Origin of the sequence: Ancylobacter sp. VNQ12, assembly GCF_049445835.1 — a bacterium.
In the GTDB taxonomy this organism is placed as follows: Bacteria; Pseudomonadota; Alphaproteobacteria; order Rhizobiales; family Xanthobacteraceae; genus Ancylobacter.
Genome location: NZ_JBMSDU010000004.1, coordinates 195701 through 219864, shown reverse-complemented (window position 1 = coordinate 219864; position 24164 = coordinate 195701). Strand labels below are relative to the sequence as shown.

General features: G+C 68.1%; 23 protein-coding genes. 14 read left to right on the top strand and 9 right to left on the bottom strand.

Going from position 1 to position 24164, the window contains the following annotated elements:
* Window positions 1-44: 44 nt before the first annotated feature.
* From ACO2RV_RS08855 to ACO2RV_RS08845, 3 genes are read left to right on the top strand one after another with little or no spacing between them, the layout of a single operon-like run.
* Complete coding sequence (locus ACO2RV_RS08855) at window positions 45-2420, top strand: xanthine dehydrogenase family protein molybdopterin-binding subunit (RefSeq protein ID WP_423291956.1); 2376 nt, start codon at window positions 45-47, stop codon at window positions 2418-2420.
* On the top strand, window positions 2417-3232 hold the full coding sequence (locus ACO2RV_RS08850; RefSeq protein WP_423291954.1) for an FAD binding domain-containing protein: 816 nt from the start codon (window positions 2417-2419) through the stop codon (window positions 3230-3232). The genes ACO2RV_RS08855 and ACO2RV_RS08850 overlap by 4 nt, the downstream gene beginning before the upstream one ends.
* The gene (locus ACO2RV_RS08845; protein ID WP_423291952.1) at window positions 3229-4413 is read left to right on the top strand and encodes a xanthine dehydrogenase family Fe-S subunit; all 1185 of its coding nucleotides are present in this window, start codon (window positions 3229-3231) and stop codon (window positions 4411-4413) included. Before ACO2RV_RS08850 ends, ACO2RV_RS08845 begins: the two co-directional genes overlap by 4 nt.
* A gap of 88 nt (window positions 4414-4501) precedes the next feature.
* On the opposite strand, the gene ACO2RV_RS08840 is transcribed toward ACO2RV_RS08845, so the two are convergent.
* The 3 genes from ACO2RV_RS08840 to pxpB all read right to left on the bottom strand — a co-directional run bounded on the left by ACO2RV_RS08840 (window position 4502) and on the right by pxpB (window position 7156).
* Window positions 4502-5263, bottom strand: coding sequence for a GntR family transcriptional regulator (locus tag ACO2RV_RS08840; RefSeq protein ID WP_423291950.1), 762 nt, complete (start codon window positions 5261-5263; stop codon window positions 4502-4504).
* A gap of 100 nt (window positions 5264-5363) precedes the next feature.
* A complete protein-coding gene (locus ACO2RV_RS08835) occupies window positions 5364-6404 on the bottom strand; it encodes a biotin-dependent carboxyltransferase family protein (RefSeq protein ID WP_423291948.1) in 1041 nt (346 codons plus the stop codon).
* The gene (pxpB, locus tag ACO2RV_RS08830) at window positions 6401-7156 is read right to left on the bottom strand and encodes a 5-oxoprolinase subunit PxpB (RefSeq protein ID WP_423291946.1); all 756 of its coding nucleotides are present in this window, start codon (window positions 7154-7156) and stop codon (window positions 6401-6403) included. Before pxpB ends, ACO2RV_RS08835 begins: the two co-directional genes overlap by 4 nt.
* Window positions 7157-7275: 119 nt before the next feature.
* Between pxpB and ACO2RV_RS08825 the strand changes: the two genes are divergently transcribed.
* Window positions 7276-8052, top strand: coding sequence for a LamB/YcsF family protein (locus ACO2RV_RS08825; RefSeq protein WP_423291944.1), 777 nt, complete (start codon window positions 7276-7278; stop codon window positions 8050-8052).
* Between the two features lie 2 nt (window positions 8053-8054).
* Window positions 8055-10469: a 5-amino-6-(D-ribitylamino)uracil--L-tyrosine 4-hydroxyphenyl transferase CofH gene (gene cofH / locus ACO2RV_RS08820; RefSeq protein ID WP_423291942.1), complete on the top strand. Its 2415-nt coding sequence runs from the start codon at window positions 8055-8057 to the stop codon at window positions 10467-10469.
* A 225-nt stretch (window positions 10470-10694) separates the two neighbouring features.
* Here cofH and ACO2RV_RS08815 read toward each other — a convergent pair whose 3' ends face one another.
* From ACO2RV_RS08815 to ACO2RV_RS08800, 4 genes are all read right to left on the bottom strand, one after another.
* On the bottom strand, window positions 10695-11642 hold the full coding sequence (locus ACO2RV_RS08815) for an LLM class flavin-dependent oxidoreductase (RefSeq protein WP_423291940.1): 948 nt from the start codon (window positions 11640-11642) through the stop codon (window positions 10695-10697).
* 136 nt (window positions 11643-11778) lie between these two features.
* Complete coding sequence (locus tag ACO2RV_RS08810; protein WP_423291938.1) at window positions 11779-12582, bottom strand: CoA-transferase subunit beta; 804 nt, start codon at window positions 12580-12582, stop codon at window positions 11779-11781.
* Window positions 12572-13489, bottom strand: coding sequence for a CoA transferase subunit A (locus ACO2RV_RS08805; RefSeq protein WP_423292061.1), 918 nt, complete (start codon window positions 13487-13489; stop codon window positions 12572-12574). Before ACO2RV_RS08805 ends, ACO2RV_RS08810 begins: the two co-directional genes overlap by 11 nt.
* 85 nt (window positions 13490-13574) lie before the next feature.
* Entirely contained in the window at window positions 13575-15068 is a 1494-nt protein-coding gene (locus ACO2RV_RS08800; protein WP_423291936.1) for a pyridoxal-phosphate dependent enzyme, read from the bottom strand.
* Between the two features lie 265 nt (window positions 15069-15333).
* On the opposite strand from ACO2RV_RS08800, the gene ACO2RV_RS08795 reads away from it, so the two are divergent.
* The 5 genes from ACO2RV_RS08795 to ACO2RV_RS08775 all read left to right on the top strand — a co-directional run bounded on the left by ACO2RV_RS08795 (window position 15334) and on the right by ACO2RV_RS08775 (window position 19195).
* Entirely contained in the window at window positions 15334-15798 is a 465-nt protein-coding gene (locus ACO2RV_RS08795; protein WP_423291934.1) for an SRPBCC family protein, read from the top strand.
* Between the two features lie 31 nt (window positions 15799-15829).
* Window positions 15830-16333, top strand: coding sequence for a (2Fe-2S)-binding protein (locus tag ACO2RV_RS08790; RefSeq protein WP_423291932.1), 504 nt, complete (start codon window positions 15830-15832; stop codon window positions 16331-16333).
* Between the two features lie 6 nt (window positions 16334-16339).
* Window positions 16340-17164: an FAD binding domain-containing protein gene (locus ACO2RV_RS08785; RefSeq protein ID WP_423291930.1), complete on the top strand. Its 825-nt coding sequence runs from the start codon at window positions 16340-16342 to the stop codon at window positions 17162-17164.
* On the top strand, window positions 17161-17508 hold the full coding sequence (locus ACO2RV_RS08780) for an ArsC family reductase (RefSeq protein ID WP_423291928.1): 348 nt from the start codon (window positions 17161-17163) through the stop codon (window positions 17506-17508). Before ACO2RV_RS08785 ends, ACO2RV_RS08780 begins: the two co-directional genes overlap by 4 nt.
* Before the next feature lie 79 nt (window positions 17509-17587).
* A complete protein-coding gene (locus ACO2RV_RS08775; RefSeq protein WP_423291926.1) occupies window positions 17588-19195 on the top strand; it encodes a peptide chain release factor 3 in 1608 nt (535 codons plus the stop codon).
* Here the strand turns inward: ACO2RV_RS08775 and ACO2RV_RS08770 are convergent.
* Together ACO2RV_RS08770 and ACO2RV_RS08765 are read right to left on the bottom strand one after the other, a co-directional pair.
* Window positions 19161-20345, bottom strand: a complete 1185-nt coding sequence (locus ACO2RV_RS08770; protein ID WP_423291924.1) for a diguanylate cyclase — start codon at window positions 20343-20345, stop codon at window positions 19161-19163. The genes ACO2RV_RS08775 and ACO2RV_RS08770 overlap by 35 nt on opposite strands.
* A gap of 93 nt (window positions 20346-20438) precedes the next feature.
* Complete coding sequence (locus tag ACO2RV_RS08765) at window positions 20439-20987, bottom strand: L,D-transpeptidase (protein ID WP_423291922.1); 549 nt, start codon at window positions 20985-20987, stop codon at window positions 20439-20441.
* Window positions 20988-21204: 217 nt separating this feature from the next.
* On the opposite strand from ACO2RV_RS08765, the gene ACO2RV_RS08760 reads away from it, so the two are divergent.
* The 4 genes from ACO2RV_RS08760 (at window position 21205) to ACO2RV_RS08745 (ending at window position 24159) form a co-directional block, all read left to right on the top strand.
* Window positions 21205-21768, top strand: coding sequence for an NnrU family protein (locus tag ACO2RV_RS08760; protein ID WP_423291920.1), 564 nt, complete (start codon window positions 21205-21207; stop codon window positions 21766-21768).
* Between the two features lie 52 nt (window positions 21769-21820).
* Window positions 21821-22642: a 3-methyl-2-oxobutanoate hydroxymethyltransferase gene (gene panB, locus ACO2RV_RS08755; RefSeq protein WP_423291918.1), complete on the top strand. Its 822-nt coding sequence runs from the start codon at window positions 21821-21823 to the stop codon at window positions 22640-22642.
* A gap of 489 nt (window positions 22643-23131) precedes the next feature.
* Entirely contained in the window at window positions 23132-23842 is a 711-nt protein-coding gene (locus ACO2RV_RS08750) for a tetratricopeptide repeat protein (protein ID WP_423291916.1), read from the top strand.
* An 11-nt stretch (window positions 23843-23853) separates the two neighbouring features.
* Window positions 23854-24159 (top strand): hypothetical protein, encoded by a 306-nt coding sequence (locus ACO2RV_RS08745; protein ID WP_423291914.1) that lies wholly within the window; start codon window positions 23854-23856, stop codon window positions 24157-24159.
* Window positions 24160-24164 lie beyond the last annotated feature (5 nt).

The following is a 24164-nucleotide window of genomic DNA, read 5'->3' as shown; positions in this document are numbered from 1 at the left end:
GAATAAGATAGCTTATCGCATGAGTGGTTCCGCCGGGGGAGTTCATGGTCGGCCCGCACGCTGTTGACGAGCAGAAGGCGAAGGCACGCGGTGTCGGCGCGTCCATCCCGCGCAAGGAGGATGCCCGCCTCCTTGAGGGACGCGGACGCTTCATCGGCGACATGCGATTTCCGGGCCAGCTGGAAGCCGCCTTCGTGCGCTCCACCCTCGCCCATGCCCGCATACGGGCGATCCACATTCCTGCCCATCTGCAGGGCCGCGCCTTCACCCATGCCGACATGGTGGGCGTGAAGGACATCCTCGCCAAGACCGGCCTGCCGGGCTTCCGCGTCTCCGCCCAGCCCTCGCTGGCCAGCGACAAGGTGCGCTTCGTCGGCGAGCCGGTGGCGATGGTGCTGGCCGAGACGCGCGCGGAGGCGGAGGACCTCGCGGAGGAAATCACTGTCGACTACGAGGAATTGCCGGCCAATTTCGACATGCTGCGCGCGGTCGCGCCCGAGGCGGCGCGCATCCATGACGACTGGCCGGACAATGCCTTTCTCGTCTCGCAGACCGACCGGAATTTCGACGCGCGGCTGGCGGACGCCCCGATCAAGGTGACGCGCGAGGTGCGCACCAGCCGGCAGTGCATGGCGCCGCTGGAGGGCAAGGGCTGCATCGCCGTGCATGAGCGGCATACCGAGCAACTGCACCTGTGGACCTCGACGCAGATGCCGCACATCGTGCGCTCGGGGCTGGCCGAATGCCTCGGGCTGGACGAGCGCAAGATCCGCGTCGTGGCGCCGGATGTCGGCGGCGGTTTCGGCTGGAAGGGGCTGTTGCAGCCGGAAGAGGTGTGCTGTTCCTGGGCGGCCTTGAAGCTCGACCGGCCGGTCAAATGGCTGGAGGACCGGCGCGAGCACCTGATCGCCGCCGCCAATTGCCGCGAGCACCATTACATCATGACCGCCTATGCCGACGCGGACGGCATGCTGCTCGGCCTTGAGGCGGTGGCGCATGTCGATGCCGGGGCCTATTCGGTCTACCCGTTCTCGGCCTGCCTCGAAGGCGCACAGGTCGTCTCCAACCTGCCGGGGCCGTACAACCTGCCGGCCTATCGTTGCCGCGCGACCTCGGTCTGCTCCAACAAGCCGCCCATCGTGCCCTATCGCGGCGTCGCCCGCACCGGCGTGTGCACGGCGATGGAGCTGATGATCGACGCCGTCGCCCGCGCCGCCGGCCGAGACCCTTATGAGGTGCGGCTCGCCAATCTGGTGCGGCCGGAGCAGATGCCGTTCCGCTCCATCACCGGCAAGGATTTCGACATGGGCGACTATCCCGCGAGCCTGACGCGGGCGCACGCGATGATCGGCCATGCGGCGGTCCGTGCCCGCCAGAAGCTCGGCGAGGCGGACGGCCGGCGCATCGGCATCGGCTACGCCACCTATTGCGAGCAGGGCGCGCACGGCACCTCGGTCTATCATGGCTGGGGCATTCCCATGGTGCCGGGCTTCGAGCAGTGCGGCGCGCGGCTCACCCCGGACGGCACGCTGGAGGTGCGGGTCGGCAACCAGAGCCACGGCCAGTCGATGGAGACCACGCTGGCGCAGATCGCCTGCGAAATTCTCGGCATCGACCCGGACCTTGTGAACGTCGTGCATGGCGATACCGCGATGACGCCCTATTCCACCGGCACCTGGGGCTCGCGCTCAGCGGTGATGGCCGGCGGGGCGGTGGCAAGCGCCTGCGAGAAGCTGGCGGAACGCATCAAGCGCATCGGCGCGCATCTGCTGCAGGCGCCCCCCGAAGCCGTGCGCATCGAGGACGCCAGGGTGGTGGGGCCCTCCGGCTCGGTCACGTTCCGCGAAGTGGCGTTCACCTTCTACCGCGCGCCGCAGAACCTGCCGGCGGATGCCGATCCGGACGGGCTCGACCTCGTCGCCGGCTATCGGCCCGCGGTGGACACCGGCACCTTCTCCTATGCCAGCCATGCCTGCGTGGTGGCGGTCGAGCCGGACACCGGGGAAGTCGAAATACTCGATTACGTCATCGTCGAGGATGGCGGGGTGCTCTTGAACCCGATGGTGGTGGACGGCCAGATCTATGGCGGCACCGCGCAGGGCATCGGCACCGCGCTCTATGAGGAGATGGCCTATGACGAGAACGGCCAGCCGCTCGCCTCGACCTTCGCCGATTATCTGCTGCCGGGCGCCGGCGAGATGCCGCAGGTGCGCATCGCCCATATGGAAACGCCCTCGCCGAACACCCGCTTCGGACAGAAGGGCATAGGCGAGGGCGGGGCCATCGCGCCGCCGGCCGCCATCGGCAATGCCATCAACGACGCGCTGGCCGATCTCGGCGTCGAATTGACCTTCTCGCCGATGACGCCGCGCCGGGTGCGCGAGGCGGTCGAGGCCGCGCGGGCGGGGGCGGCATCGTGAAGCCGGCGCGTTTCGATTATCTCCGTCCCGCCGACCTGACCGAGGCCACCGCCGCGCTGGGCGATGGCAACGCCAAGCCAATCTCCGGCGGCCAGAGCCTCGGGCCGATGCTCAATCTGCGCCTCGCCCGGCCCTCGCTCCTTGTCGATGTGGCGAAGCTGCCTGAGCTGCGGCGGGTGGAGGAGAGGGCGGGCGGCATCCTCTATGGCGCCGCCATCACCCATGCCGAGTTCGAGGACGGCGCGGTGCCGGACCCCACGCCCGGCTTCCTCGCCCGCATCGCCCATGGCATCGCCTATCGCGCGGTGCGCAATCGCGGCACCATCGGCGGCAGCCTCGCCCATGCCGACCCGGCGGCGGACTGGCCCACCACGCTCATGGCGCTCGGGGCGGTGGTGCATCTCGCCGGCCCGGACGGGCGGCGCGAATTGCCGGTCGAGGACTTCATCCTCGGCGCCTTCGAAACGGCGCTGGCCGAGGGCGAGATCGTCACCGGGGTCTTCGTGCCGTGCCGTTCGCCCTCGGCGCGCTTCGGCTACCGCAAGTCCTGCCGCAAGGTCGGCGAGTTTGCGGAAGCCATGTGCGCGGTGCTGTCCGATCCCGAGCGCGGCGTGCATCGCCTCGTCATCGGCGCCACCGAGGCGCGGCAGCTGGTGATTCAGGATGCAAGCCGGATCGTCCAACATCCTGACAACGCTGATGAAGTTCTGCGTGAAGCGGGACTTGCCCATGATCCCGCCACCTTCCGCCTGCGCCGTGCCGTGATCCGTCAGGCCATCGCCGCGCTCGAGCCCGAGGGCCTGCCCGCATGAAGCCGATCCGTATCGAGATCAATGGCCGCGCCATCGACAGCGCGGTCGAGCCGCGCCAGAGCCTCGCCGATTTCGTCCGCGAGGAATTGCTGCTGACCGGCACGCATCTGGGCTGCGAGCACGGCGTGTGCGGCGCCTGCACCGTGTTGATCGACGGCGCGCCGGCGCGCTCCTGCATCGCCTATCCCGTCGCGCTGGACGGGGCGCGGATCACCACCATCGAGGGGCTGGCCGACGATCCCGTCATGGCGCGGCTGCGCGCGGCGTTCACGCGCGAGCATGGGCTGCAATGCGGCTTCTGCACGCCGGGCATGCTGGTGATGGCGCGCGACATCGTGCTGCGCCGGCCCGGCCTCGACGACGAGGCGATCCGCCACGAACTGGCGGGCAATCTGTGCCGCTGCACCGGCTATACCGGCATCATAAGGGCGATCCGTTCGGTGGCGGCCGAGCGCGCCGGCGAGGCGCCGGTGGTGACGCGCGGCTGCGCGGTAGCGCCGCCGGTGCAGGTCTCGCCGCTCACCTTGCCGGTGACGCCGTCGCGGATCGCCGCCGTCGCGCCGGCGCCGGTGATCGATGCCGCGCCGCTCGCGGCGGTGGACGTCCGGCCGGAGCCGCTGCGCAATCCGGTGGAACTGGTTGAGGAATTTGACGTTCCCGCGCCGCGTGAAAAAGTCTGGGCGCTGTTCCAGGACCCGGCGCGGGTCATCGCCTGCCTGCCCGGCGCACGGCTCGCCGCGCCGTCCGACGGGCGCAGCATCAATGCCGAGATGGTGGTGAAGCTCGGCCCGATGCAGGCCGCCTTCGGCGGCACAGGCATCATCGTGCCCGATCCCGAGAACTGGTCCGGCACCATCCATGGCCGCGGCATCGACACGCGCAGCGCCAGCCGGGTGCAGGCGCGGCTGAGCTATCGGCTGGGGAAGGTCGCGGACGGCGCCGGCACGCGGGTCGGCGTCGAGGTCGCCTATGTGCTGCAGGGGCCGCTGGCGCAGATGAGCCGCGGTGCCATCGCCCGCGACCTCGCGGCGCGTCTCACTGCCGCCTTCGCCGCCAATCTCGACGCGGCGCTGAAGGGGGAGGCGCCGGCAAGCGCCAGCGCGCCGCTCGATGCCGGCTCGCTGTTGCTGGCGATGATCAAAGGCTGGTTGAAACGGCTGTTCGGGCGCCTGAGCGGGTGAATCAGGTTGTGCGCAAGCGCCGCCAAGTCGCCGAATCAAGCTGTTTAAAGCACCACGCAAGCCGCTGATGCGACTCGTGCTTTCCGCTTCAGCGCAGCAGGTCGATATCCAGTTGAACGCAGTCGCCGCGATAGATGATGTCGGCGACGTAGACCACCACGTCATTCTCGTCGACGACGACGAGATGCGCCTCCACCGTGGGGAAACCGATGCCGATGGCGAGCAGGTTCGCCACGCGCGGTTCCACCGTGCCGACGATGAAGGACTGGCGCGCCTTCTTCACCTTCAGATCGCCGGCTTCCTCCAGCGTGGCGATGACGGCGATGGTGGGTTCGCGCTCGAAGCGGGTGGGGGCGAGGTCGAACAGCCGCGCATCGAAATGCACCCGCGCGAAGGAATAGGGCTGGCCGCGCCGCGACTGCACGCTTTCGAGATAGCGGTAATGCGGGGCGGCGACGCCATCCTCCGCCCGGATCGCCGGCGCGGGCGGGTTGCTCGGCACGGGCAGGAAGCGCGGCACGTTGGCGCCGATGGTGCCGGCGAGCGAGCGCCATTTCAGGTCGAGCTTGAGCCAGCGCTTTTCCTCGACCGAGCCGGAGACGAAGGTGCCCTTGCCCTGGATGCGGCGGACCAGGCCCTCGCTCTGCAACACTTCCACCGCCTGGCGGACGGTGACGCGGGCGACGCGGAACTCCGCCTCCAGTTCCTGCAGGGTCGAGATCTTCTCGTTGGGTCCCCACACGCCGTCCTCGATGCGGCGGCGGATGACGCCGGCAATCTGCAAATAGCGCGGCACCGGGCTGCGGCGGTAGTCGGGATTGGCCAGCGCGGCCGAGGAGTCCTTGAGCATGTCCGTGTCGGTTCCCGTGGCCGGCGCGCGATGGCCGGTCAGATTCGGTCGAGAGTTCCTATCTTCAGTATCATGTAATCCTATCCGCGGCTCCGCGCCGTTACTCGCTTTCCAAGCCTGAGACGACGCCGGAGATGAGATTTTCGCCCATGAGCGACGCCAGGTCGATTTCGGCGACCTCGCGGACCGGCGACAGCGTGCGCAGCAGGCGAGTAAGTTCCCGTTCCTGCTCGCGGCGTGCCTCCTCGGCCTCCGCGACGGAGAGGGCCTCAAAGCGGATTTCCGCCCCCGGCAGCAGGCGTCCGGCGGCGGGCAGATCGGTGGAAATCACCGTCGCCACCTTGGCGTAGCCGCCAATGGTCTGGTGGTCGGCGAGCAATACGATGGGAAGGCCGGAGCCGGGCACCTGGATCGAGCCGGTGGCGATGCCGTCGGAGACGATGTCGGCGCCGGCCCGGAACGCCAGCGCCGGGCCTTCGAGCCGCATGCCCATGCGGTCGGCCTCGCGCGAGACGCGGTAAGGCGAGCCGAGGAAGCTGGCCAGCCCTTCCTCGGTGAAGGCGTCCTGCTGCGGGCCGAGTACGACGCGCAGGGTCCCGGAAAAGCCGAGCGGAGGCGGGGAGGGCAGTTCCAGGCAAGGGCCGCCCGTCTTCGCCTCGCCAATGGCGAGCGTGTCGCCGGCCGCCAGCGCGCGGCCCTCATGCCCGCCGAAGCGGCCCTTGAGGTCGGTGGCGCGGGCGCCCAGCACCTGCGGAACATCGATGCCGCCGGCTACGGCGAGAATGGCGCAGCCGCTCTTCTTCAGCGCGCCGATGCGCACGCTGGCGCCGGCCGGCACGTCGATGGCGCGCCAGGCGGGGTAGCCGCGCGTGCCCTCGCCGGTGGTGACCTCAATCGAGACTTCCGCGCCCGTTACGGCGAGACGTAGGACGTCATCGGTGACCTTGAAGCTCGGCCCGGCGAGGCGGATCTCCAGCGCGGCCGCGTCTTCACCATTGCCGACCAGCGCATTGGCGAGGCGCAGCGCGACCGGATCGAGCGCGCCGCAGACCGGCACGCCGAACGCCTGGAAGCCGGTGCGGCCGAGGTCCTGCACACTGGTCTGCGGTCCCGGCTGGAGGATCGAGAGACGCGCGCTCATTCCGGCGCCTCGCAGACCGGCTCATAGCGACCCTCGTTCACCGCCTGCCGGATCGCCGCATGCTCGGCGGCCTCGATGGGCACGAAGCGCACGCCGTCGCCGGGCGAGAACAGGGTGGGCGGCGTCAGGCCGGGATCGAAGAAGCGCAGCGGCGTGTTGCCGATCAGCCGCCAGCCGCCGGGGGATTCGACGGGGTAGACGCCGGCCATGCGCTGGGCGATGGCGACCGAGCCGGCCGGCACCCGCACACGCGGGATGGTGAGGCGCGGCAGGTCGAGCGCGGCCGGCAGATCGCCGAGATAGGCGAAGCCCGGCAGGAAGCCCTGCACATAGACCCGGAACAGCGTGCCGGAATGAAGGGCCATCACCGCGTCCTGCGAGAGGCCGGTCGCCGCCGCGACCTCGGCGAGGTCCGGTCCCGCCTCGCCGCCATAGAGCACCGGGATGCGCCAGACACGGCGCGGCGCGTCGAGGGCGGCTTCGCCCAGTTCCAGCTCCGCCAGCGTGGCTTGCAGTGTCGACGCCGAGGTGAGGCGCGGGTCGTAATGCACCAGCAGGGAGCGGAAGGTCGGCACGGTCTCGGTCACACCCTCCAGCGTCGCATCCGTGACGAGGGCGGCGGTGCGGTGAACGAGGGCGTTGATCTCCGGGGCGATGCGCGCGCCGAATTCGATGGCGAAAGCGGTGTCACCCACGTCGAGAAAGCGCGCCAGCGTGCCGATCCGCCTGTCCCTGCCGTCCTGTTCCCTCACTGTCAGCCCTTCAGTCACATCGCGCGGCAAACATACTAATGTTAGTATCTTTGAGCTTGAATTCCATTATTATTTAATGTGTTAATAGGAAATTCCAACTGATCGAGGGAGACGGCGCCGTGGCTCAGCGTATCAATATCAATGCCGATATGGGCGAGGGCTACGGTCACTATAAGATCGGCAATGACGACGAGATCCTGAAGATCGTGCAGAGCGTCAATGTCGCCTGCGGCCAGCACGGCGGCGATGCCACGGTGATGCGCGACGTCTGCCTCAAGGCCAAGGCGAACGGTGTCTCCATCGGCGCGCATCCCGGCTTCAACGATATCTGGGGCTTCGGACGCCGGCAGATCCGCATGAACGCCAACGATCTCGAATATCTCGTCGCCTACCAACTCGGCGCGCTGGCGGGGATGGCCGCCTATGCCGGAGTGAAGGTGACACATGTGAAGCCGCATGGCGCGCTGAACAATATGTGCGCAGTGGACCGCGACTATGCGCTGGCCATCGGCCGGGCGATCAAGACAGTCGACAGCTCGCTGTATTATCTCGCTTTGTCCGGCACCGAGATGGAAAAGGCGGCGCTGGATGTCGGCGTGCCGCTGGCGCGCGAGGCCTTTATCGACCGGCTCTATGAGGATGACGGCAATCTGCGCTCGCGCACTTATGCCGACTCGATGATCCGCGACGCCAAATTCGCGGCGGAGCGCGTCGTGCGCATGGTGCTCGACGAGGAGATCATTTCGATCAACGGCAAGAAGATGCCTACGAAATTCGATTCGCTCTGCGTCCATGGCGATGAGCCCACCGCCATCGCCGTGGCCTCCGCCTGCTGCGATGCGCTGCGCGCGGCGGGCGTCGAACTCGTCACCCTGCCCGAGCTGATGAAGGCTTGACCATGGCTGGGGCGGGAGAACGGCCCGGCCGCGACGCGGCTCTCGCGCTTGCCGAGGAGGGCGACATCGCCGGGCTGATGCGGGAGGCGGCGCGGCTGCGCGACATCGGCTTCGGCGCTACCGTCACCGTCTCGCGAAAGGTGTTCATCCCGCTCACCCAGCTGTGCCGGGACGTCTGCCACTACTGCACCTTCGCCCACCCGCCGCGGAAGGGCCAGCGCGCCTTCCTCACCCCCGACGAGGTGCTGGAGATCGCGCGGGCCGGTGCGCGGGTCGGCTGCGACGAGGCGCTGTTCACGCTCGGCGACAAGCCGGAGCTGCGTTATGCCGTGGCGCGCGAGGAACTGGCCGCGCTCGGCTACGCTTCGACGCTCGACTACCTCGCCGCCATGGCCGCCCTCGTGCTGAAGGAGACCGGCCTGCTGCCCCACCTCAATGCCGGGGTGATGGGGGAGGCGGACCTCGCCCGGCTGCGCAAGGTCTCGGCCTCGCAGGGCACCATGATCGAGACCACGGCGGCGCGGCTTTCCGCCCGCGGTGGCCCGCATTTCGGCTCGCCCGACAAATTGCCGGCGGCGCGGCTTGCGACGCTGGAGGCGGCGGGGCGCGCGAACGTGCCCTTCACCACCGGCCTGCTGATCGGCATCGGCGAGACGCGGGCCGAGCGGATCGAGGCGCTGCTGGCGATCCGCGACAGCCATCAGCGGCACGGCCATGTGCAGGAAGTCATCATCCAGAACTTCCGCGCCAAGGCCGGCACCAGGATGGCCCACGCGCCGGAGCCCTCGCTGGAGGATCATCTGTGGACCGTCGCGGTGGCGCGGCTGATCCTGGGCCCGGCCATGTCGATCCAGGCGCCGCCCAACCTCCAGCCGGAGGGGCTGAAGGCGCTGATCGAGGCCGGCATCAATGACTGGGGCGGCGTCTCGCCGGTGACGCCGGACCATGTGAACCCGGAAGCGCCCTGGCCGGCGCTCTCCGCGCTCGGTGTCGCCACCGCCCGCGCCGGCAAGGTGCTGTCGCCGCGCCTCGCGGTCTATCCCGGCTATATCGAGGAGCGCGCTCGCTGGCTCGACCCGGAGGTCGCGTCGCTGGTGCTGCGGCGGGCGGATGCGGCCGGGCTGGCGCATGAAAGCGCCTGGCGGGTGGGCGAGGAGGAGCGCGCCAGCGTGGTCGACTGGCCGGCCGCGCCCGCGCTTGTCGGGCCTGACAGCGCGCTCGACGCGATCTTCGACAAGGCGTTCGCCGGGCGGGAGCTGGCAGAGGCGGAGATCGTCACGCTGTTCGACGCGCGGGGCAGCCGGGCGCAACGTGTGTTCGAGGCGGCGGATGCGCTGCGGCGCGAAAGCGTCGGCGATACGGTGTCCTATGTCGTCACCCGCAACATCAACTACACCAATGTCTGCGCCTATAAATGCGGCTTCTGCGCCTTCTCCAAGGGGCGCCAGCACGAACATCTGCGCGGAAAGCCTTACGAGCTGGACCTCGATGAGATCCAGCGGCGCACGCGCGAGGCGTGGGCGCGCGGGGCGACCGAAGTGTGCATGCAGGGCGGCATCCACCCGGATTTCTCCGGCGAGACCTATCTCGCCATCCTGCGCGCGGTGAAGCAGGCAGTGCCGGATATGCATGTGCATGCCTTCTCGGCGCTGGAAGTGCGGCACGGCGCGGCGACGCTGCGCCTGCCGGTGGCGGAGTTCCTCGCGCGGTTGAAGCAGGCGGGGCTGGGCAGCCTGCCGGGCACGGCGGCGGAGATCCTCGACGACGAGGTGCGGGCGGTCATCTGTCCGGACAAGCTGAACACCGGGGAATGGCTGGAGACCATCGGCGCCGCCCATCGCACGGGGCTGAAGACCACCTCGACCATCATGTTCGGCCATGTCGACGGCTACCGGCACTGGGCGCGTCATCTCCTGCGGCTGCGCCGGCAGCAGGCGGAGACCGGCGGCATCACCGAATTCGTGCCGCTGCCCTTCCTGCACATGGAAGCGCCGCTCTACCTCAAGGGCGGCACGCGGGCCGGCCCGAGCCGGCGCGAGGCGCTGCTGATGCATGCGGTGGGGCGGCTCGCGCTCAATCCGCTGATCCCCAACATCCAGGCGTCCTGGGTGAAGCTGGGCGAGGGCGGTATCGTCGCGGCGCTGAAGGCCGGCGCGAACGACATTGGCGGCACATTGATGGATGAATCGATCAGCCGCGCCGCCGGTGGCATGCATGGGCAGGAATTCCCGCCCGATCGCATGGAGGCGGCGATCCGCGCCGCGGGACGGCAGGCGCGCCAGCGCACCACGATCTATGGCGAGGCGCCCTCGCGGCAGAAGCAGCGCTCCTATGCCGCCGATCCGCTCGGCCCGCGGCAGGAGCCGGTGGCGGGCAAGTTCGCCAAGATCGGGAGCCTCACCGCGCTGCGCGGCTGAGGTCGCGGCTCGATGCCGCGACATGCCGGAGAGCCTATTGACCCGGCTCGCGGCGCGGGTTCCCTTAAGGCAAGCACGGCAGGCGATGCGGCGGGGGAAACGTCATGCAGGCAAAGAATGTGGGTTCGCTGCTCTGGAAAGGCGCGCTGGTGCTGATCACCATCTGGCTGGTGATCAAGCTGTTCAGCGCCTGAGCAAGCCCGGTTTGGGCGCTCCCTCCCACCGCTACTTGCGCAGTAGCGGCAGCACCTCGTGGGCCAGAAGGTCGATCTGCTCCTTCTCGTAGCGCCACGGCACGAAGACGATCTTCTTCACCCCGGTCTCGATGTGCCGGGCGATCTGCTCGGCGCATTCCGCCGGCGTGCCGACAATGGCGCTGTCGAAGGTGGAGAGCGAACCCTTGGACAGGTCCCATTCGGCGTTCAGCCACTCTGTCATCTTCGCCTGCCCGACCTCGCGCGGGCCGACATAGATCGGCAGCTGGTTGAGGCTGTAGAGCGAAGCAGGGTCGCGGCCGGCCTCCTCGGCATAGGCGGAGATCTTCGCCCACGCCTCGCGATACGCTTCCGGTGTGTAGAAATAGGTCAGCCAGCCGTCGCCCTTGGTGGCGGCACGCTTCAGCACGACATCGACATAGCCGCCAATGAGGATCGGCGGGTGCGGCTTCTGCACCGGCTTGGGGAACATCACCGCGTTGCGCAGGTTCAGTTCGTCCCACTCGCCGCTGACGGAATCCTCGGTCCACAGCCGCTTCAATATGTCGAGGTTGCGGTCCATGACCTTGCCGCGACGCTCATAGGGGATGCCGACCGCGTCGAACTCGCGCTTGTACCAGCCGACCGCCGCGCCGAGCATCAGCCGGCCATTGGAAATGAGGTCGAGCGAGGAGAGCTGCTTGGCGAGGATCACCGGATTGCGCAGCGGCAGCACCAGCACGCCGGTGCCGATCTTGATGGCTTTCGTACGCGCGGCGACGGCCGTGAGTAGCGACAGCGAGTCGATGATCGGGAAGTTCGGATCGGTACCGAGCAGGATGTGGTCCCACACCCAGAGCGAGGAGAAGCCGAGCTCCTCCATGCGCACGCCGTAGTCGATCAGCGCGCCCGCATCCGGCATTTCCGGGAAGCGGGTGAAGTTGCGCATCGCGATGCCGAAGGAGACGGGAGCGGGCATGGGGAGATACCTTCTTCTCACCTCTCCCCATTGGGGAGAGGTCGCCGCGCCGCGGCGGGTGAGGGGGCGGGCGATTGCGGAGCGAAGGAAGGCCCCTCACCCCAACCCTCTCCCCCACGGGGAGAGGGAGAAGGAACTACGCCGTGTAGAGCTGCTGCGGGTCGAGCTCGCGCAAAATGGCGAGCTCGGTCGGGGTCGGGGGCTCGGTGGTCGGCACTTCGGCCGGCACCGGCAGCTCGAAGCCGGTATTGGCCTGGATCGCCGCAGCCGAGACGCCGGGATGCAAGGCGAGCACGGTCATGGCGCGGCTTTCCTCGTCGAAACCGAGAATGCCCATGTCGGTAACGACGCGGAACATGCCGCCCGCCGGCAGGCCGCGCTCCGCGCGGGTCCGGCCGCCGTCGAGGAACCCGGGCGAGGTGATGAAGTCGACCTTCTCCACGAAGCGGCGCTTCTCGTGCTTCATGGCGACGATCATGTCGGCGAGCGAGGCGATGTCGTTGCCGCCGCCGGTGCCGGGCAGGCGGATCTTCGGGTTCGCGGGATCGCCGATGAAGGAGGAGTTGAGGTTGCCGAAGCGGTCGATCTGCGCGCCGCCCATGAAGCCGACATCGACATAGCCGCGCTGCAGCATCAGCAGCACCTCGGTGATCGACACCAGCATGTTGGCGCGCCGCGTGCAGCGCTGCTCATTGGTGGAAGGCGGCAGCTTGCCGGCCTCGACGAAGGGGCCGATGACGCCGCCCTCGAACAGGATGGTGAGGCCGGGCGCATGGGTCTTCTGCGCCAGGATCGCTGCCAGCAGCGGGATGCCGACGCCGGCGAACACGGTCTGCCCGTCCCTCAGGAGGCGGGCGCTCATCACGCCGAGCAGTTCGGAGGCGGTATAGGCCGGCACGGCGGAGAGGGAGGGCGCGCTGCGCGTGGCTTCAATCGTCATAGATGCTGCTCCCGCGGCGCTGGGCGTCGATCAGCTCGGCCATGCCGATGCGGCTGAGATAGTCCGCCCAGTCCTTCGGCTCGTGATAGAAGCGCTCGAGATAGGCCGCAGCCCCGGCCTCCGGATCGCGGCCGGTCATCTCTGCGTACATGTCCATGTGGCTGTAGAACGGCTCGTACAGGCCGTAGCACTCGTGCGGGGCGCATCCGAACGGCGCCTCGACCACCGCATCGACGGTGAAGAAGCCGATCTTGGTCTGGTCGGGATGGCGGCGGATCTGGTCGTTGGAGACGATGCGCTCGGTGGTGAGGATCACCTTGTTGGCGGCCATCGCGATGTCGATGTCCATGAAGGTCAGCCCGTCGAGCTGGGCGTTGCCATAGGCGTCGCAGCGCTGGACATGGATGATGGCGACATCCGGGTTCAGCGCTGGCACCAGCAGCAGCGTTTCGCCGGTGAACGGGCATTGCATGGTCTTGGCGCCCGCGAAGGCAGGATCCGCCGGTCCGGTGTCGCCGTTCACGCGGCCCAGCACGTCCGAGCCCAGCATGGAGCGCATCGGCATGAAGGGCACGCCCATGGCCCCGGCGCGGTAGCGCAGGCCCATCGCCATGTGGCTCCATTCCTCGAAGCGCGCGCGCCCGCTCTCGGTATAGGCGCGCATCACTTTCGAGACACCCCAGACGATGCCCTGGCTGAACCAGCTCGTGATCAGGTGTTTCGACAGGCCGGCGGCGTAGAAGATGTCGCCCTCGGTCGACATGATCGAGCGCGAGACGGTGAGACCGCTTTTCCGCGCCCGCACCAGCGCCCAGATCATGGCGAAGGGCGTGCGCGAGGCGGTGCAGCCGCCGACCGCGAGGTGGTCGCCGTCCTGCACCAGCCTCGCGGCCTCCTCCAGCGACATCACCTTGTCGCGCAGGCTGCGGTCACGCGCCTTGGTGCGCTGGCGGAGTTCGGAATAGGCGAGGGGCGTCGTCACAAGGCTCTCCTCACGCGGCGTCGGCGATGCCGACATCGCGGTTCATGCGATCGATCAGCTCGTCGAAAATGGGGAGCGAGGCGGCGAGGCCCTTCCAGAACGACTGGTGGCGACGGCGGTCGAAATCCTCGACCGAGATGCCCTGCTGCTCGACCCATGTGTAATAGCCGAGGTTGAACACGCGCTGGCGGTCGCGGTGGTCGAGTTCCAGCACATGGTCGGCATCGCCGCCGAGCAGGTGCTGGCCGAAGGCTTCCGCCGCATCGATCTGGTCGTAGCTTCCGCCCTTGCGGGCGAGATGGCCGGCGAGCTCGCTGGGGTAGAGCTCTGCGCCGTCGGTGGCGACGGTGATGATGACGTCGTTCCCGGAGAGGTCGAGGCGGCGCGCGGTCTTGATCGCGGCGAGCACATTGCCGATGCCGGACAGGCCGAGATTGGCCAGGCCCTCGATGGTCGCGGCATCGATGCCGCGCCGCCCGGCGAGATAGGCGCGCCCGGCCTCCGAGCCGAACAGCAAGGCGAGATCGTCGGTCGCCGCATCCGACACGCCGGCGATGAGGTCGGTATTGGTGACGTTGTGGATGAGTGGGACGTGCTTGTCGCCGATGCCTTGGATGTTGTGCTCGCCGAAGCCGTTATAGAGCAGCGTCGGGCACTCTTCCGGCTCCATGGCGACGATACGGGCGCCGTACTTCTCCTTCAGCCAGTCGCCCGCGCCGATCGTGCCGGCCGAGCCGGTGCCGGCGACGAAAGCGGCGAGGCTGAGCGTGCCGGAGGCGTTCAGCGCCTCGAACAGCGTGCCGGCCGCCGCACCGGTGATGGAATAATGCGCGAGGTAGTTCGGGAATTCGGAGAACTGGTTGAGGATGAAATTGCCCTCGTCCTTCGCCATCTCGGCGCAGGCGTCGTAGATCTCCTTCACATTCGATTCCGTGCCCGGCGTGCGCACGATGTCAGCGGGGTCGGTGACCCACTGCTCCAGCCAGTTGAAACGCTCAGCGCTCATGCCGCCCGGCAGCACGGCAACGCCATGGCAGCCGAGGATGCGCGAAATGGCAACGCCGCCGCGGCAGTAATTGCCGGTGGAGGGCCATACCGCACGGTGATGCGTAGGATCGAACATGCCGGTGACGAGGCGCGGGGCGAGGCACGCATAGGCCGCCAGCACCTTGTGGGCGTGGATCATCGGGAAATGCCGGCCCTGCATCACCACGATGCGGGCGGGTACGCCAGTGACCGAGGAAGGCAGTTCGATAAAGGACGGCACGCTTGCGCCGCCGACCGTCATCGCGTTGTTGAACCAGTGCACGCCGAACAGGTTCCGCGCGTCGGGCGCATCTTTGTCCGCTGCCGCGGCCTGCGCTCGCAAGGCTGAAGCGATGGTGCCGGGCGCGGCGAGTTCGGAGAAGCGCGGCAGCACGATGCCGCGATCACGCAGATGCGCCACGGTGCGGGCGTGGATGCCGGGGTCGACGATCTGGGAGGGAAGCTCGAACGGGTTCATGCGCACTCTTTGACGCTTGCGCGCCACGGGGCGCATCGACGATTTTCTATGATACTAATCATAGGACCAATGATGTAAATTCCTATTTATGCTCAATGATAATGAAGGCTGTTGATGCGTGAATTTTATGCAGCCGTCGCCAATCATGCAGGCATGCGGGGCGGCTGTCCTGCCTGCGGGATGCGCAGGGGCGGGACAAATGGCGGCGCCGCCGGGCTTGGCACAGGGGTTGCTGGACGGGACGCATGAAAGTTCGGGGTGAATCATGGATCTGACCGGCTCCCAGCGCATCGAGGCATCGCGCGAGGAGGTGTGGCGCGGGCTCAACGACCCGCATGTGCTGCGCCAGTGTATTCCCGGTTGCCAGGAACTGGTGCAGGCCTCACCGACCGAATTCACCGCCAAGGTCGTGCTGAAGATCGGCCCGGTGAAGGCGACCTTCACTGGCGCGGTGACGCTGTCCGATCTCGAGCCGCCGGCCGCCTATCGCATCACCGGCGAAGGGCAGGGCGGCGTCGCCGGCTTCGCCAAGGGCGGGGCAAAGGTCTGGCTGGTCGAGGAGGAGGGCGCGACCATCCTCAGTTACGAGGCGCAGGCCAATGTCGGCGGCAAGATCGCCCAGCTTGGCGCGCGCCTGATCGAGAGCACGTCGAAGAAGCTGGCGGGCGAATTCTTCGGCGCCTTCGGCCGGGTGCTGGCGCCGGCCGCGCCGGCCGAAGCGGCGCCGTGAGAATTGTGGCAGAGGCGACCGGGAGCAGCCGATGCAGACCATTACCCTGAACATCAACGGCGCGGCGGTGACCGCGACGGTTGATCCGCGCACGCTGCTGGTGCATCTGCTGCGTGACGAGTTGCGCCTCACCGGCACCCATGTCGGCTGCGACACCAGCCAGTGCGGCGCCTGCACCGTGCATCTCGACGGCGTCGCGGTGAAAGCCTGCGCGGTGCTCGCCGTGCAGGCCGAGGGGGCGGAGGTCGTCACCATCGAGGGCATCGGCAGTGCCGAGCAACTGCACCCGATGCAGGCGGCGTTCCGCGAGCATCACGGCCTGCAATGCGGCTTCTGCACGCCCGGCATGATCATGGCCGGCATCGACATGGTACGCCGCCACGGCACCGAGCTCGACGAGCCGACGGTGCGCGCGGAGCTGGAGGGCAATCTGTGCCGCTGCACCGGCTACCATAATATCGTGCTCGCCATCATGGCAGGTGCGCGCGACATGGGTACGCGGGATATGGCGGCGCTGCCCGCCGCGGCGGAGTGAGGCGCGATGTTTCCCTTCGCCTATCACCGACCCACCGATCTCGATGCCGCCTGCGCCCTTCTCGCAGGCAATGACGAGGCGAAACTGCTGGCCGGCGGCCAGACGCTCATCGCCACGCTGAAGCAGCGCCTCGCCAGCCCGAGCGACCTTGTCGATCTCGCCCGCGTGCCGGGCCTTGCCGGCATGTCGCGCGCGGGCGACGTGCTCGTCATCGGCGCGATGACCCGCCATGGCGAGGTGGCGGCCTCAAAGCTCGTGCGGGAGACGATCCCGGCGCTGGCGGCGCTTGCGGGGCTGATCGGCGACCCTGCCGTGCGCAATCGCGGCACGATCGGCGGCTCCATCGCCAATAACGACCCCTCCGCCGACTATCCCGCCGCCTGCCTCGCGCTCGATGCGACGATCCGCACCGACCGGCGGGAGATTCCCGCTGGCGTGTTCTTCCTCGGCCTGTTCGAGACCGCGCTCGCGCCGGACGAGATCATCCTCACTGTCTCCTTCCCCATCGGCGGCGTGGCGACTTACGAGAAATTCCCTAACCCGGCCTCGCGCTACGCCATGGCCGGCGCCTTCGTGTGGAAGGGGGAGGGCCAAGGGGAGGGCGAGGTGCGCGTCGCCATTACCGGCGCCGGGCAGGGCGGCGTGTTCCGCTGGGCCGAGGCGGAAGCGGCGCTGGCGGAGGATTTCAGCCCGGCGGCGCTGGAGGGGCTCGCGCTCGACGGCGACGAGATGATCGCCGATATCCACGGTTCGGGCGCCTATCGCGCCCATCTCGCCGGCGTTATGACGAAGCGCGCGGTGGCGCGCATTGTCGAACGAGGTTCCCCGTGACGGTCACGATCTACGGCATCAAGAACTGCGACACGATGAAGAATGCGCGCGCCTGGCTGGACGGGCACGGCGTCGCCTATGCCTTCCACGACTACAAGGCGTCCGGCATCGATGCCGCGCATCTGAAGGAGTGGGCCGGCAAGGTCGGCTGGGAAGTGCTGCTCAACCGCGCCGGTACCACCTTCCGCAAGCTCGACGAGGCCGACAAGGCGGATATCGATGCGGCGAAGGCGATCAGGCTGATGCAGGCGCAGCCCTCGCTGATCAAGCGGCCGGTGCTGGAGGTGGACGGCGCGCTGCTGGTCGGCTTCAAGCCGGAGACCTACGCGAAGCAGTTCGGCTGAGGGCCCGCATGGCGCGGGCCGACGCAAGAAAGCGTGTCACCCCTTGATCCGGGGCGGCTTCCCTGCCACATCCGCGCCCATGAACGTTCTCTCCAATTCCCTCGCGTCGCCCATCGCGCTCGAAGTCGCGCGCCGGCGCACCTTCGCGATCATCTCGCACCCGGACGCGGGCAAGACCACGCTGACCGAAAAGCTGCTGCTGTTCGGCGGCGCGATTCAGCTCGCCGGCCAGGTGCGCGCCAAGAAGGACCGCCGCTCCACGCGCTCGGACTGGATGGCGATCGAGCGCGAGCGCGGTATCTCGGTCGCGACCTCGGTCATGACCTTCGAGTTCGAGGACCACGTGTTCAACCTGCTGGACACGCCGGGCCATGAGGACTTCTCGGAGGACACCTACCGCACGCTGACCGCGGTCGACGCGGCGGTGATGGTGATCGACGCCGCCAAGGGCATCGAGGCGCGCACGCGCAAGCTGCTGGAAGTGTGCCGGCTGCGCGACATCCCGATCATCACCTTCATCAACAAGATGGACCGCGAGAGCCGCGACCCGTTCGAGATCCTCGACGAGATCGAGAAGACGCTGGCGCTCGACACCTCGCCGATGACCTGGCCGGTGGGCCGTGGTCGCGACTTCGTCGGCACCATGGATGTCGCCACCGGCGGCATGCGCCTGCTCGACGGCGACGAGGGCAAGACCGGGCCGCTGCGGCAGATGAGCATGAGCGAGATCGCCGCGCTCAACGTCACGCTGGACGAGGCGGCGCTGGCCGAGGAACTCGGGCTGGTGCGCGAGGGCTGCAACCCGTTCGACCTCGATTCCTTCCTCGAAGGCCATCTGACGCCGGTGTATTTCGGCTCGGCGCTGCGCAATTTCGGCGTCGGCGACCTGCTGGAGGGCCTCGGCAAATACGCCCCGCCGCCGCGCGCGCAGGATGCCGACAAGCGCCGGGTGGAAGCCGAGGAGCCGCGCATGACGGCCTTCGTGTTCAAGATCCAGGCGAACATGGACCCGAACCACCGCGACCGCATCGCCTTCGCGCGGCTGTGCTCGGGCAAGCTGTCGCGCGGCATGAAGGCCAAGCTGGTGCGCACCGGCAAGCCGATGAGCCTCGCCACGCCGCAGTTCTTCTTCGCGCAGGACCGCCAGCTGGCGGAGGAAGCCTATGCCGGCGACGTGGTGGGCATTCCCAACCACGGCAATCTGCGCATCGGCGACACGCTGACCGAGGGCGAGGAGCTGAACTTCGTCGGTGTGCCGAGCTTCGCGCCGGAAATATTGCGCCGGGTGAAGCTCGCCGACGCCATGAAGGCGAAGAAGCTGAAGCAGGCGCTGCAGGAGATGGCGGAAGAGGGCGTGGTGCAGGTGTTCCGCCCGACTGACGGCTCGCCGGCGCTGGTCGGCGTGGTCGGCCCGCTTCAGCTCGACGTGCTGAAGAACCGGCTGGAGGCGGAATACGGCCTCGATGTCGGCTTCGACATGTCCGAGTTCCAGCTGGCGCGCTGGGTGTCCTCCGCCGATCCCAAGCGGCTCGACGAGTTCGCCGCCGGCAACCGGCTGTCGACGGCGGAGGATCTCGATGGCGACCTCGTCTTCCTCAGCCCTTCGGCCTTCATGATCGGCTACACCGGCGATCGCTGGCCGGGCATTGTCTTCACTGATGTGAAGGACGTGAAGAAGGCGGCGTGATCGTCTGGCCGGATACGACACGGACCGTGGCGAGCATCGCCCGGTTCCGTCCGGCGTGTTTGGCCCGGTAGAGCATTGCGTCGGCCGCGCTCAACGTCGCCTCGAAAAGGTGGCCGTTCGGCCGGGCAAAGGCGATGCCGGCACTCGCGCTGCACTCAAGGGACTGAACTGCCCTCATCCGTCCGGCGAAGTCGCTCCGGATGGCCTCGACACGGGCGACGACCGATTCTGCCGTCGCGTGGCGCAGCACCAGCGCGAATTCCTCTCCTCCCATGCGCGCGGCAAGATCGTCGCCGGTGCAATGCCGGCGCATGGCCTGCGCGAACTCGACGATGGCGCGATCGCCCACGGCGTGACCATGCCGATCGTTGATCGCCTTGAAGCGGTCGATGTCGAACACGGCGATGGCGGCGTCGCCCGCGAGCGGCTCGGCGGCGATGGCGTCGAACAGGGCGCGACGGTTGAGCAGGCCGGTGAGCGAGTCGGTCATCGCCTCGCGCCGATGCGAGCGCGCGAGCCGGGTCTGGTTGAGCGCCAGGGCGAGCGCGCCGACGCCAGGGACGCCGGCCACGACGGCGATCGTATTGAACATCTCAGCCCAGTTCTCGGGTGGGGCGTCGAGCGTCCATCGACCCTCCGCCAGCAGCACCAGCGCGCAGCACGCGAAGGACAGGGCGACGACGAGATAGATGAGGCACATCGCGTTGATCGCGACCGGCGCCTCCGCCCGGCCGCGCCAATATTCCCACGCGGACAGCGTCAGCAGCACGGCCGCGAAGCCGTTGGCCAGCATGAACCCGACGGCGTCATAGCCGAGCAGTATCGGGAGTATCGTTATCGGCAGCGAGAGGGTGCCTATACAGATCCGCCGCAGCGGCGAGGTGCGGACGCGGAATTGCCGCGCGGCGCCGAACAAGATCGACATGCCCGTCGTCAGGAAGGAGAAGGACAGGATGACCAGCAGGTTCGAGGGATAGCGCACATAGACCGAATAGGTCGAAACCGCGCCGACGATCATCGCCGCGGCGACGGAGATCGTCAGCAGGAAGCCATCCGAGCGGGAAGCCAGCCAGCTGGAGAAGAGAATGGCGCCAAGGCAGAAGGCCGAGAAGCCGATCGCCGCGAGCAGTGACGAATAGTCGAACAGCATGGGGCCTCTGCGGCAGAGCGGTCGGTCAGCCCAAACGGCGGCGTTGCTACGCTAGGACCGGAAAGCGGCGCGTCACAGGGGATAGCGCCGCGTTCAACGGGTTATGACGATCTGGGTATTGCCTCGTCCGGCCTCGTTGACAAGCGCGAACAGCGCCGCAGCGTTGGCGGGATGGAGGCGGACGCAGCCATGCGAGGCGGGGCGCCCCAGCCGGCGCAGATCCGTGGTGCCGTGAATGGCATAGCCGCCGGTGAAGAAGATCGCGTGGGGCATCGGCGCGTTGTCGTATTTGCGGGAGAAATAGCGCCGGTGCATCCGGTACGGCCGGAAGCTGCCGACCGGCGTGCGGTAGCCCTTGCGCGCGGTGGAGATCGGCCAGGAATAGCGCCGCCAGCCATCCACCCACACTTCCATCCTCTGGCCGGAGAGGTCGATATGCACCACCAGCGAGGTGGCGGGCGCGCCGGCGAATGCCGAAGGGGCGCCGACAGCGGCCGTGACCACGGAAGGGGCGGGAGTGGTCGCGCCGACTACGCCCTGCGTTCGGGCCGAGGCGGGCAGTGCAAGAAGCATGAGCGCAATGCCGGCGCAGGCAAGGCGGACGCTCGTGGCACAGGCAAGGACGGCGCGTAACCCGCTCATCCCGATTGCTCCTCCTCGGGGGAAGTCGTTCGAGAAATGAAATAATTGCACGCTCGCAGCGCGAGCGGCAGGGGCGTCGCACTTTATGGTTTACATCCGTGCCGCGCCGGTGCCCCGCCGCTGTCCCCCGGCACGGTGTCACATCGCACAAAGGTACATGGCGCGGGGTTTGGAAACGCTCTAGCGTCACGCCGGAATCGATCCTGGGAGCGCTCACATGATCCTGATGCTCGTCGGCCTCGTGCTGTTCGTCGCCATCCATGTCTTCGCGGCGCGCCGCAAGGCCGGGGCGGTGGGCCAGCAACTCGGCACCACAACCTATCGCGCCATCCACGCCGTCCTCGCTACGGTGGGCGTCCTGCTGATCGCCTATGGCTTCGGCCAGTGGCGCGCGGAAGGTCCGGTGCAGCTTTACGATCCGCCGGTCGCGCTGCGCCACATCGCACTGCTCTTGATGCTGATCGCTTCCATCGCTGCGGTGGCCGCACTGGTGCCGAGCCATATCAAGGCGGTGCTGAAGTTTCCCTTCCTGGTCGCCATCAAGACCTGGGCGCTGGCACATCTTCTTGCCAATGGCGACGCCGCGACGGTGACGCTCGCCGTGGGCATTCTCGCCATGGCGGTAGTGCTGCGCATCCTCGCCAAGAAGCGCGGCGCGCCGGTGCCGGCCGCGCCCAAGGGCTGGGGCGGGGACCTCGTTGCGGTGGTCGGCGGTGTCGTGCTTTATGCCGTCCTCGCGTTCTGGGTCCACCCCTACATCGTGGGTGTGCCGGTGATGTGAGCGCCGGTATGGGCTGAAAAAGCCCAGCGAAAACAAGAGGAAGCCGTCCAACATGTCCGTCCAGTCCGCCGTTCGCCGCCTCACCGCTCCGGATATCCGCGCGAAGAAGGGCGGCGAGCCGATCGTCTCGCTCACGGCCTATCACGCCCATACCGCCCGCCTCATCGACCCGCATGTCGACTTCATGCTGGTGGGCGATTCGCTCGGCATGGTGATGCACGGCATGGAGACTACCGTGCCGGTGACGGTGGAGATGATGATCCTGCAGGGGCAGGCGGTGATGCGCGGCTCGTCGCGCGCGCTGGTGGTGGTCGACCTGCCCTTCGGCTCCTATGAGGGCTCGCCGCAGCAGGCCTTCGCCACCGCCTCGCGTGTGCTAAAGGAAACCGGCGCCGGCGCCATCAAGCTGGAAGGCGGGCGCCGCATGGCGGAGACCGTGCGCTTCCTCGCCGATCGCGGCGTGCCGGTGATGGGCCATGTCGGGCTGACGCCGCAGGCGATCAACACGCTCGGCTCGTTCAAGGCGCTGGGCCGTGACGAGGCGAGCGCGGCGCTCATTCTCGACGACGCTCGCGCCATCGCCGATGCCGGCGCGTTCTCCATCGTGCTGGAGGCGATCAGCGAGCCGCTGGCCCGCCAGATCACGCAGGAAGTGGCGCCGCCGACCATCGGCATTGGCGGCTCGGTCGCCTGCGACGGACAGATCCTGGTGCTGGAGGACATGCTCGGCCTGTCCGACCGGGTGCCGCGCTTCGTGAAGAAGTTCGCCGATATCGGCCCCGCCATCGGCGCGGCGGTGGAGTCCTACGCCAGTGAAGTGCGCGCGCGCAGCTTCCCCGGCCCGGAGCATGTCTACGCCCCGAAGAAGGGGTGAGGGGGGTATGTTGGCGTCCCCCGAATTAACCCACGCCCTTCGCAATGCTCACTTCGGCGCTATCAGGATTGCGACAAAGGCGGAGCTGCGTGGTTTTATCTCCGAGAAAAACAAATGCCACGAGAACGTTCGGCGCTTTGTTGAATTGAATCCCGATTACACTGCTGTCGGAGGCTGGCTCCGACAGGCGCCGACTATTTTTGCGAAGCATTCTGTCGTTCGTAGTCCGGCCGGCGAGTTGATTTGCATTACGTTGGAGGAACACGAGCGTCTCCCATTCGCTATGCACGCTGATGATTGGGATAGCCCACCCTTCGATAAACTTACGGGCCGGGTCTGTGCTCAACCCATCTAGCGTGGCGGTGCTGCCGGCCGATTTGCCTTGTTGAGGCCGCATCGCTAGTTTACGCGCCTTTCCGATACCGCCGCGCGCTCTGCGCGTGCGGCGCCGCCCCGCTCTTTGCCCGACGCTTTCCCAACGGACCTTCCATGGCTGACATTTTCCACGAGATCGACGAGGACCTGCGTCGCGAGCGGTTCCGCCGCCTGTGGAGCCGCTACGGCATCTACCTCATCGCGCTCGCGGTGCTGATCGTCGTCGGCGTCGCTGGCTGGCGCGGCTATGAGTGGTGGAAGCTGCAGCAGGATCAGGCGGCCGGCGCGCGCTTCGAGGCGGCCTTGCAACTCGCCGCGCAGGGCAAGACCGCGGAAGCCGAGGCGGCCTTCGCCGAGATCGCCAAGGACGCGCCGCGCGGCTACCGCACGCTGGCGCGCTTCCGCGCCGCGACCGAACTCGCCGCCACCGATCCGAAGGCAGCCATCGCCGCCTATGACGCGCTCGCGACCGATGCGAGCATCGGTCCGCTGATGCAGGATGCCGCCAGCGTCCGCGCCGGCCTCCTGATGGTGGATACGGCGCCGCTTGCCGAGATCGAACAGCGGATGAAGCCGCTCGACACGCCCGAAGGCGCCTTCCGCTTCTCGGCGCGCGAGATCATCGGCCTTGCCCAGTACAAGGCCGGCGACTTCAAGGCTGCCGCCGACAGCTTCACGTCGATCCTGAATGACGGCCAGACCCCGCCGGGCCTGCGCCAGCGCGCGGAACTGCTGCGCACGCTGGCCAGCGCGCAGGCTCCCGCCGCCCCGGCTGCGGCTGCCAGCGAGGCCGCGCCCGCCACGGCGGCGCCGGCGGTCCAGTGAGGGAGGCATCCATGAGCCCGTCCACCCGCCGGCTGCGCCGCACCATGCTGATGCTGCCCGTGCTCGGCCTCGTCCTGGCGACCGCCGGCTGCGAGACGCTGGATCAGATGAATCCCTTCGCCGAGAAGGAAAAGAAGCTGCCGGGTGCGCGGCAGGCCGTGTTCCCCGAAGGCGTGCCCGGCGTCGACTACAATGCCGAGCCACCGCAGCCGGCCAATTCCGCCAAGTACCAGATGCCGGCCGAAGAGCCGGTGCAGGCGGGGAGCACGGCTGCCACCGGCACGACGTCGCGCGCCGCGCCGCTGACGCCGCAGTGAGCGGC

Bases quoted from the DNA above. Each gene is read 5' to 3' on its own strand.
- ACO2RV_RS08805 (WP_423292061.1), bottom strand. From the start codon at position 13,489: ATGTCGCTGGAGGAGGCCGCGAGGCTGGTGCAGGACGGCGACCACCTC.
- ACO2RV_RS08800 (WP_423291936.1), bottom strand. From the start codon at position 15,068: ATGAACCCGTTCGAGCTTCCCTCCCAGATCGTCGACCCCGGCATCCAC.
- ACO2RV_RS08810 (WP_423291938.1), bottom strand. From the start codon at position 12,582: ATGACGATTGAAGCCACGCGCAGCGCGCCCTCCCTCTCCGCCGTGCCG.
- ACO2RV_RS08835 (WP_423291948.1), bottom strand. From the start codon at position 6,404: ATGAGCGCGCGTCTCTCGATCCTCCAGCCGGGACCGCAGACCAGTGTG.
- ACO2RV_RS08840 (WP_423291950.1), bottom strand. From the start codon at position 5,263: ATGCTCAAGGACTCCTCGGCCGCGCTGGCCAATCCCGACTACCGCCGC.
- ACO2RV_RS08795 (WP_423291934.1), top strand. From the start codon at position 15,334: ATGGATCTGACCGGCTCCCAGCGCATCGAGGCATCGCGCGAGGAGGTG.
- ACO2RV_RS08845 (WP_423291952.1), top strand. From the start codon at position 3,229: ATGAAGCCGATCCGTATCGAGATCAATGGCCGCGCCATCGACAGCGCG.
- ACO2RV_RS08765 (WP_423291922.1), bottom strand. From the start codon at position 20,987: ATGAGCGGGTTACGCGCCGTCCTTGCCTGTGCCACGAGCGTCCGCCTT.
- ACO2RV_RS08775 (WP_423291926.1), top strand. From the start codon at position 17,588: ATGAACGTTCTCTCCAATTCCCTCGCGTCGCCCATCGCGCTCGAAGTC.
- ACO2RV_RS08750 (WP_423291916.1), top strand. From the start codon at position 23,132: ATGGCTGACATTTTCCACGAGATCGACGAGGACCTGCGTCGCGAGCGG.
- ACO2RV_RS08785 (WP_423291930.1), top strand. From the start codon at position 16,340: ATGTTTCCCTTCGCCTATCACCGACCCACCGATCTCGATGCCGCCTGC.
- ACO2RV_RS08855 (WP_423291956.1), top strand. From the start codon at position 45: ATGGTCGGCCCGCACGCTGTTGACGAGCAGAAGGCGAAGGCACGCGGT.
- ACO2RV_RS08745 (WP_423291914.1), top strand. From the start codon at position 23,854: ATGAGCCCGTCCACCCGCCGGCTGCGCCGCACCATGCTGATGCTGCCC.
- ACO2RV_RS08770 (WP_423291924.1), bottom strand. From the start codon at position 20,345: ATGCTGTTCGACTATTCGTCACTGCTCGCGGCGATCGGCTTCTCGGCC.
- ACO2RV_RS08760 (WP_423291920.1), top strand. From the start codon at position 21,205: ATGATCCTGATGCTCGTCGGCCTCGTGCTGTTCGTCGCCATCCATGTC.
- panB (WP_423291918.1), top strand. From the start codon at position 21,821: ATGTCCGTCCAGTCCGCCGTTCGCCGCCTCACCGCTCCGGATATCCGC.
- ACO2RV_RS08815 (WP_423291940.1), bottom strand. From the start codon at position 11,642: ATGCCCGCTCCCGTCTCCTTCGGCATCGCGATGCGCAACTTCACCCGC.
- ACO2RV_RS08790 (WP_423291932.1), top strand. From the start codon at position 15,830: ATGCAGACCATTACCCTGAACATCAACGGCGCGGCGGTGACCGCGACG.
- cofH (WP_423291942.1), top strand. From the start codon at position 8,055: ATGGCTGGGGCGGGAGAACGGCCCGGCCGCGACGCGGCTCTCGCGCTT.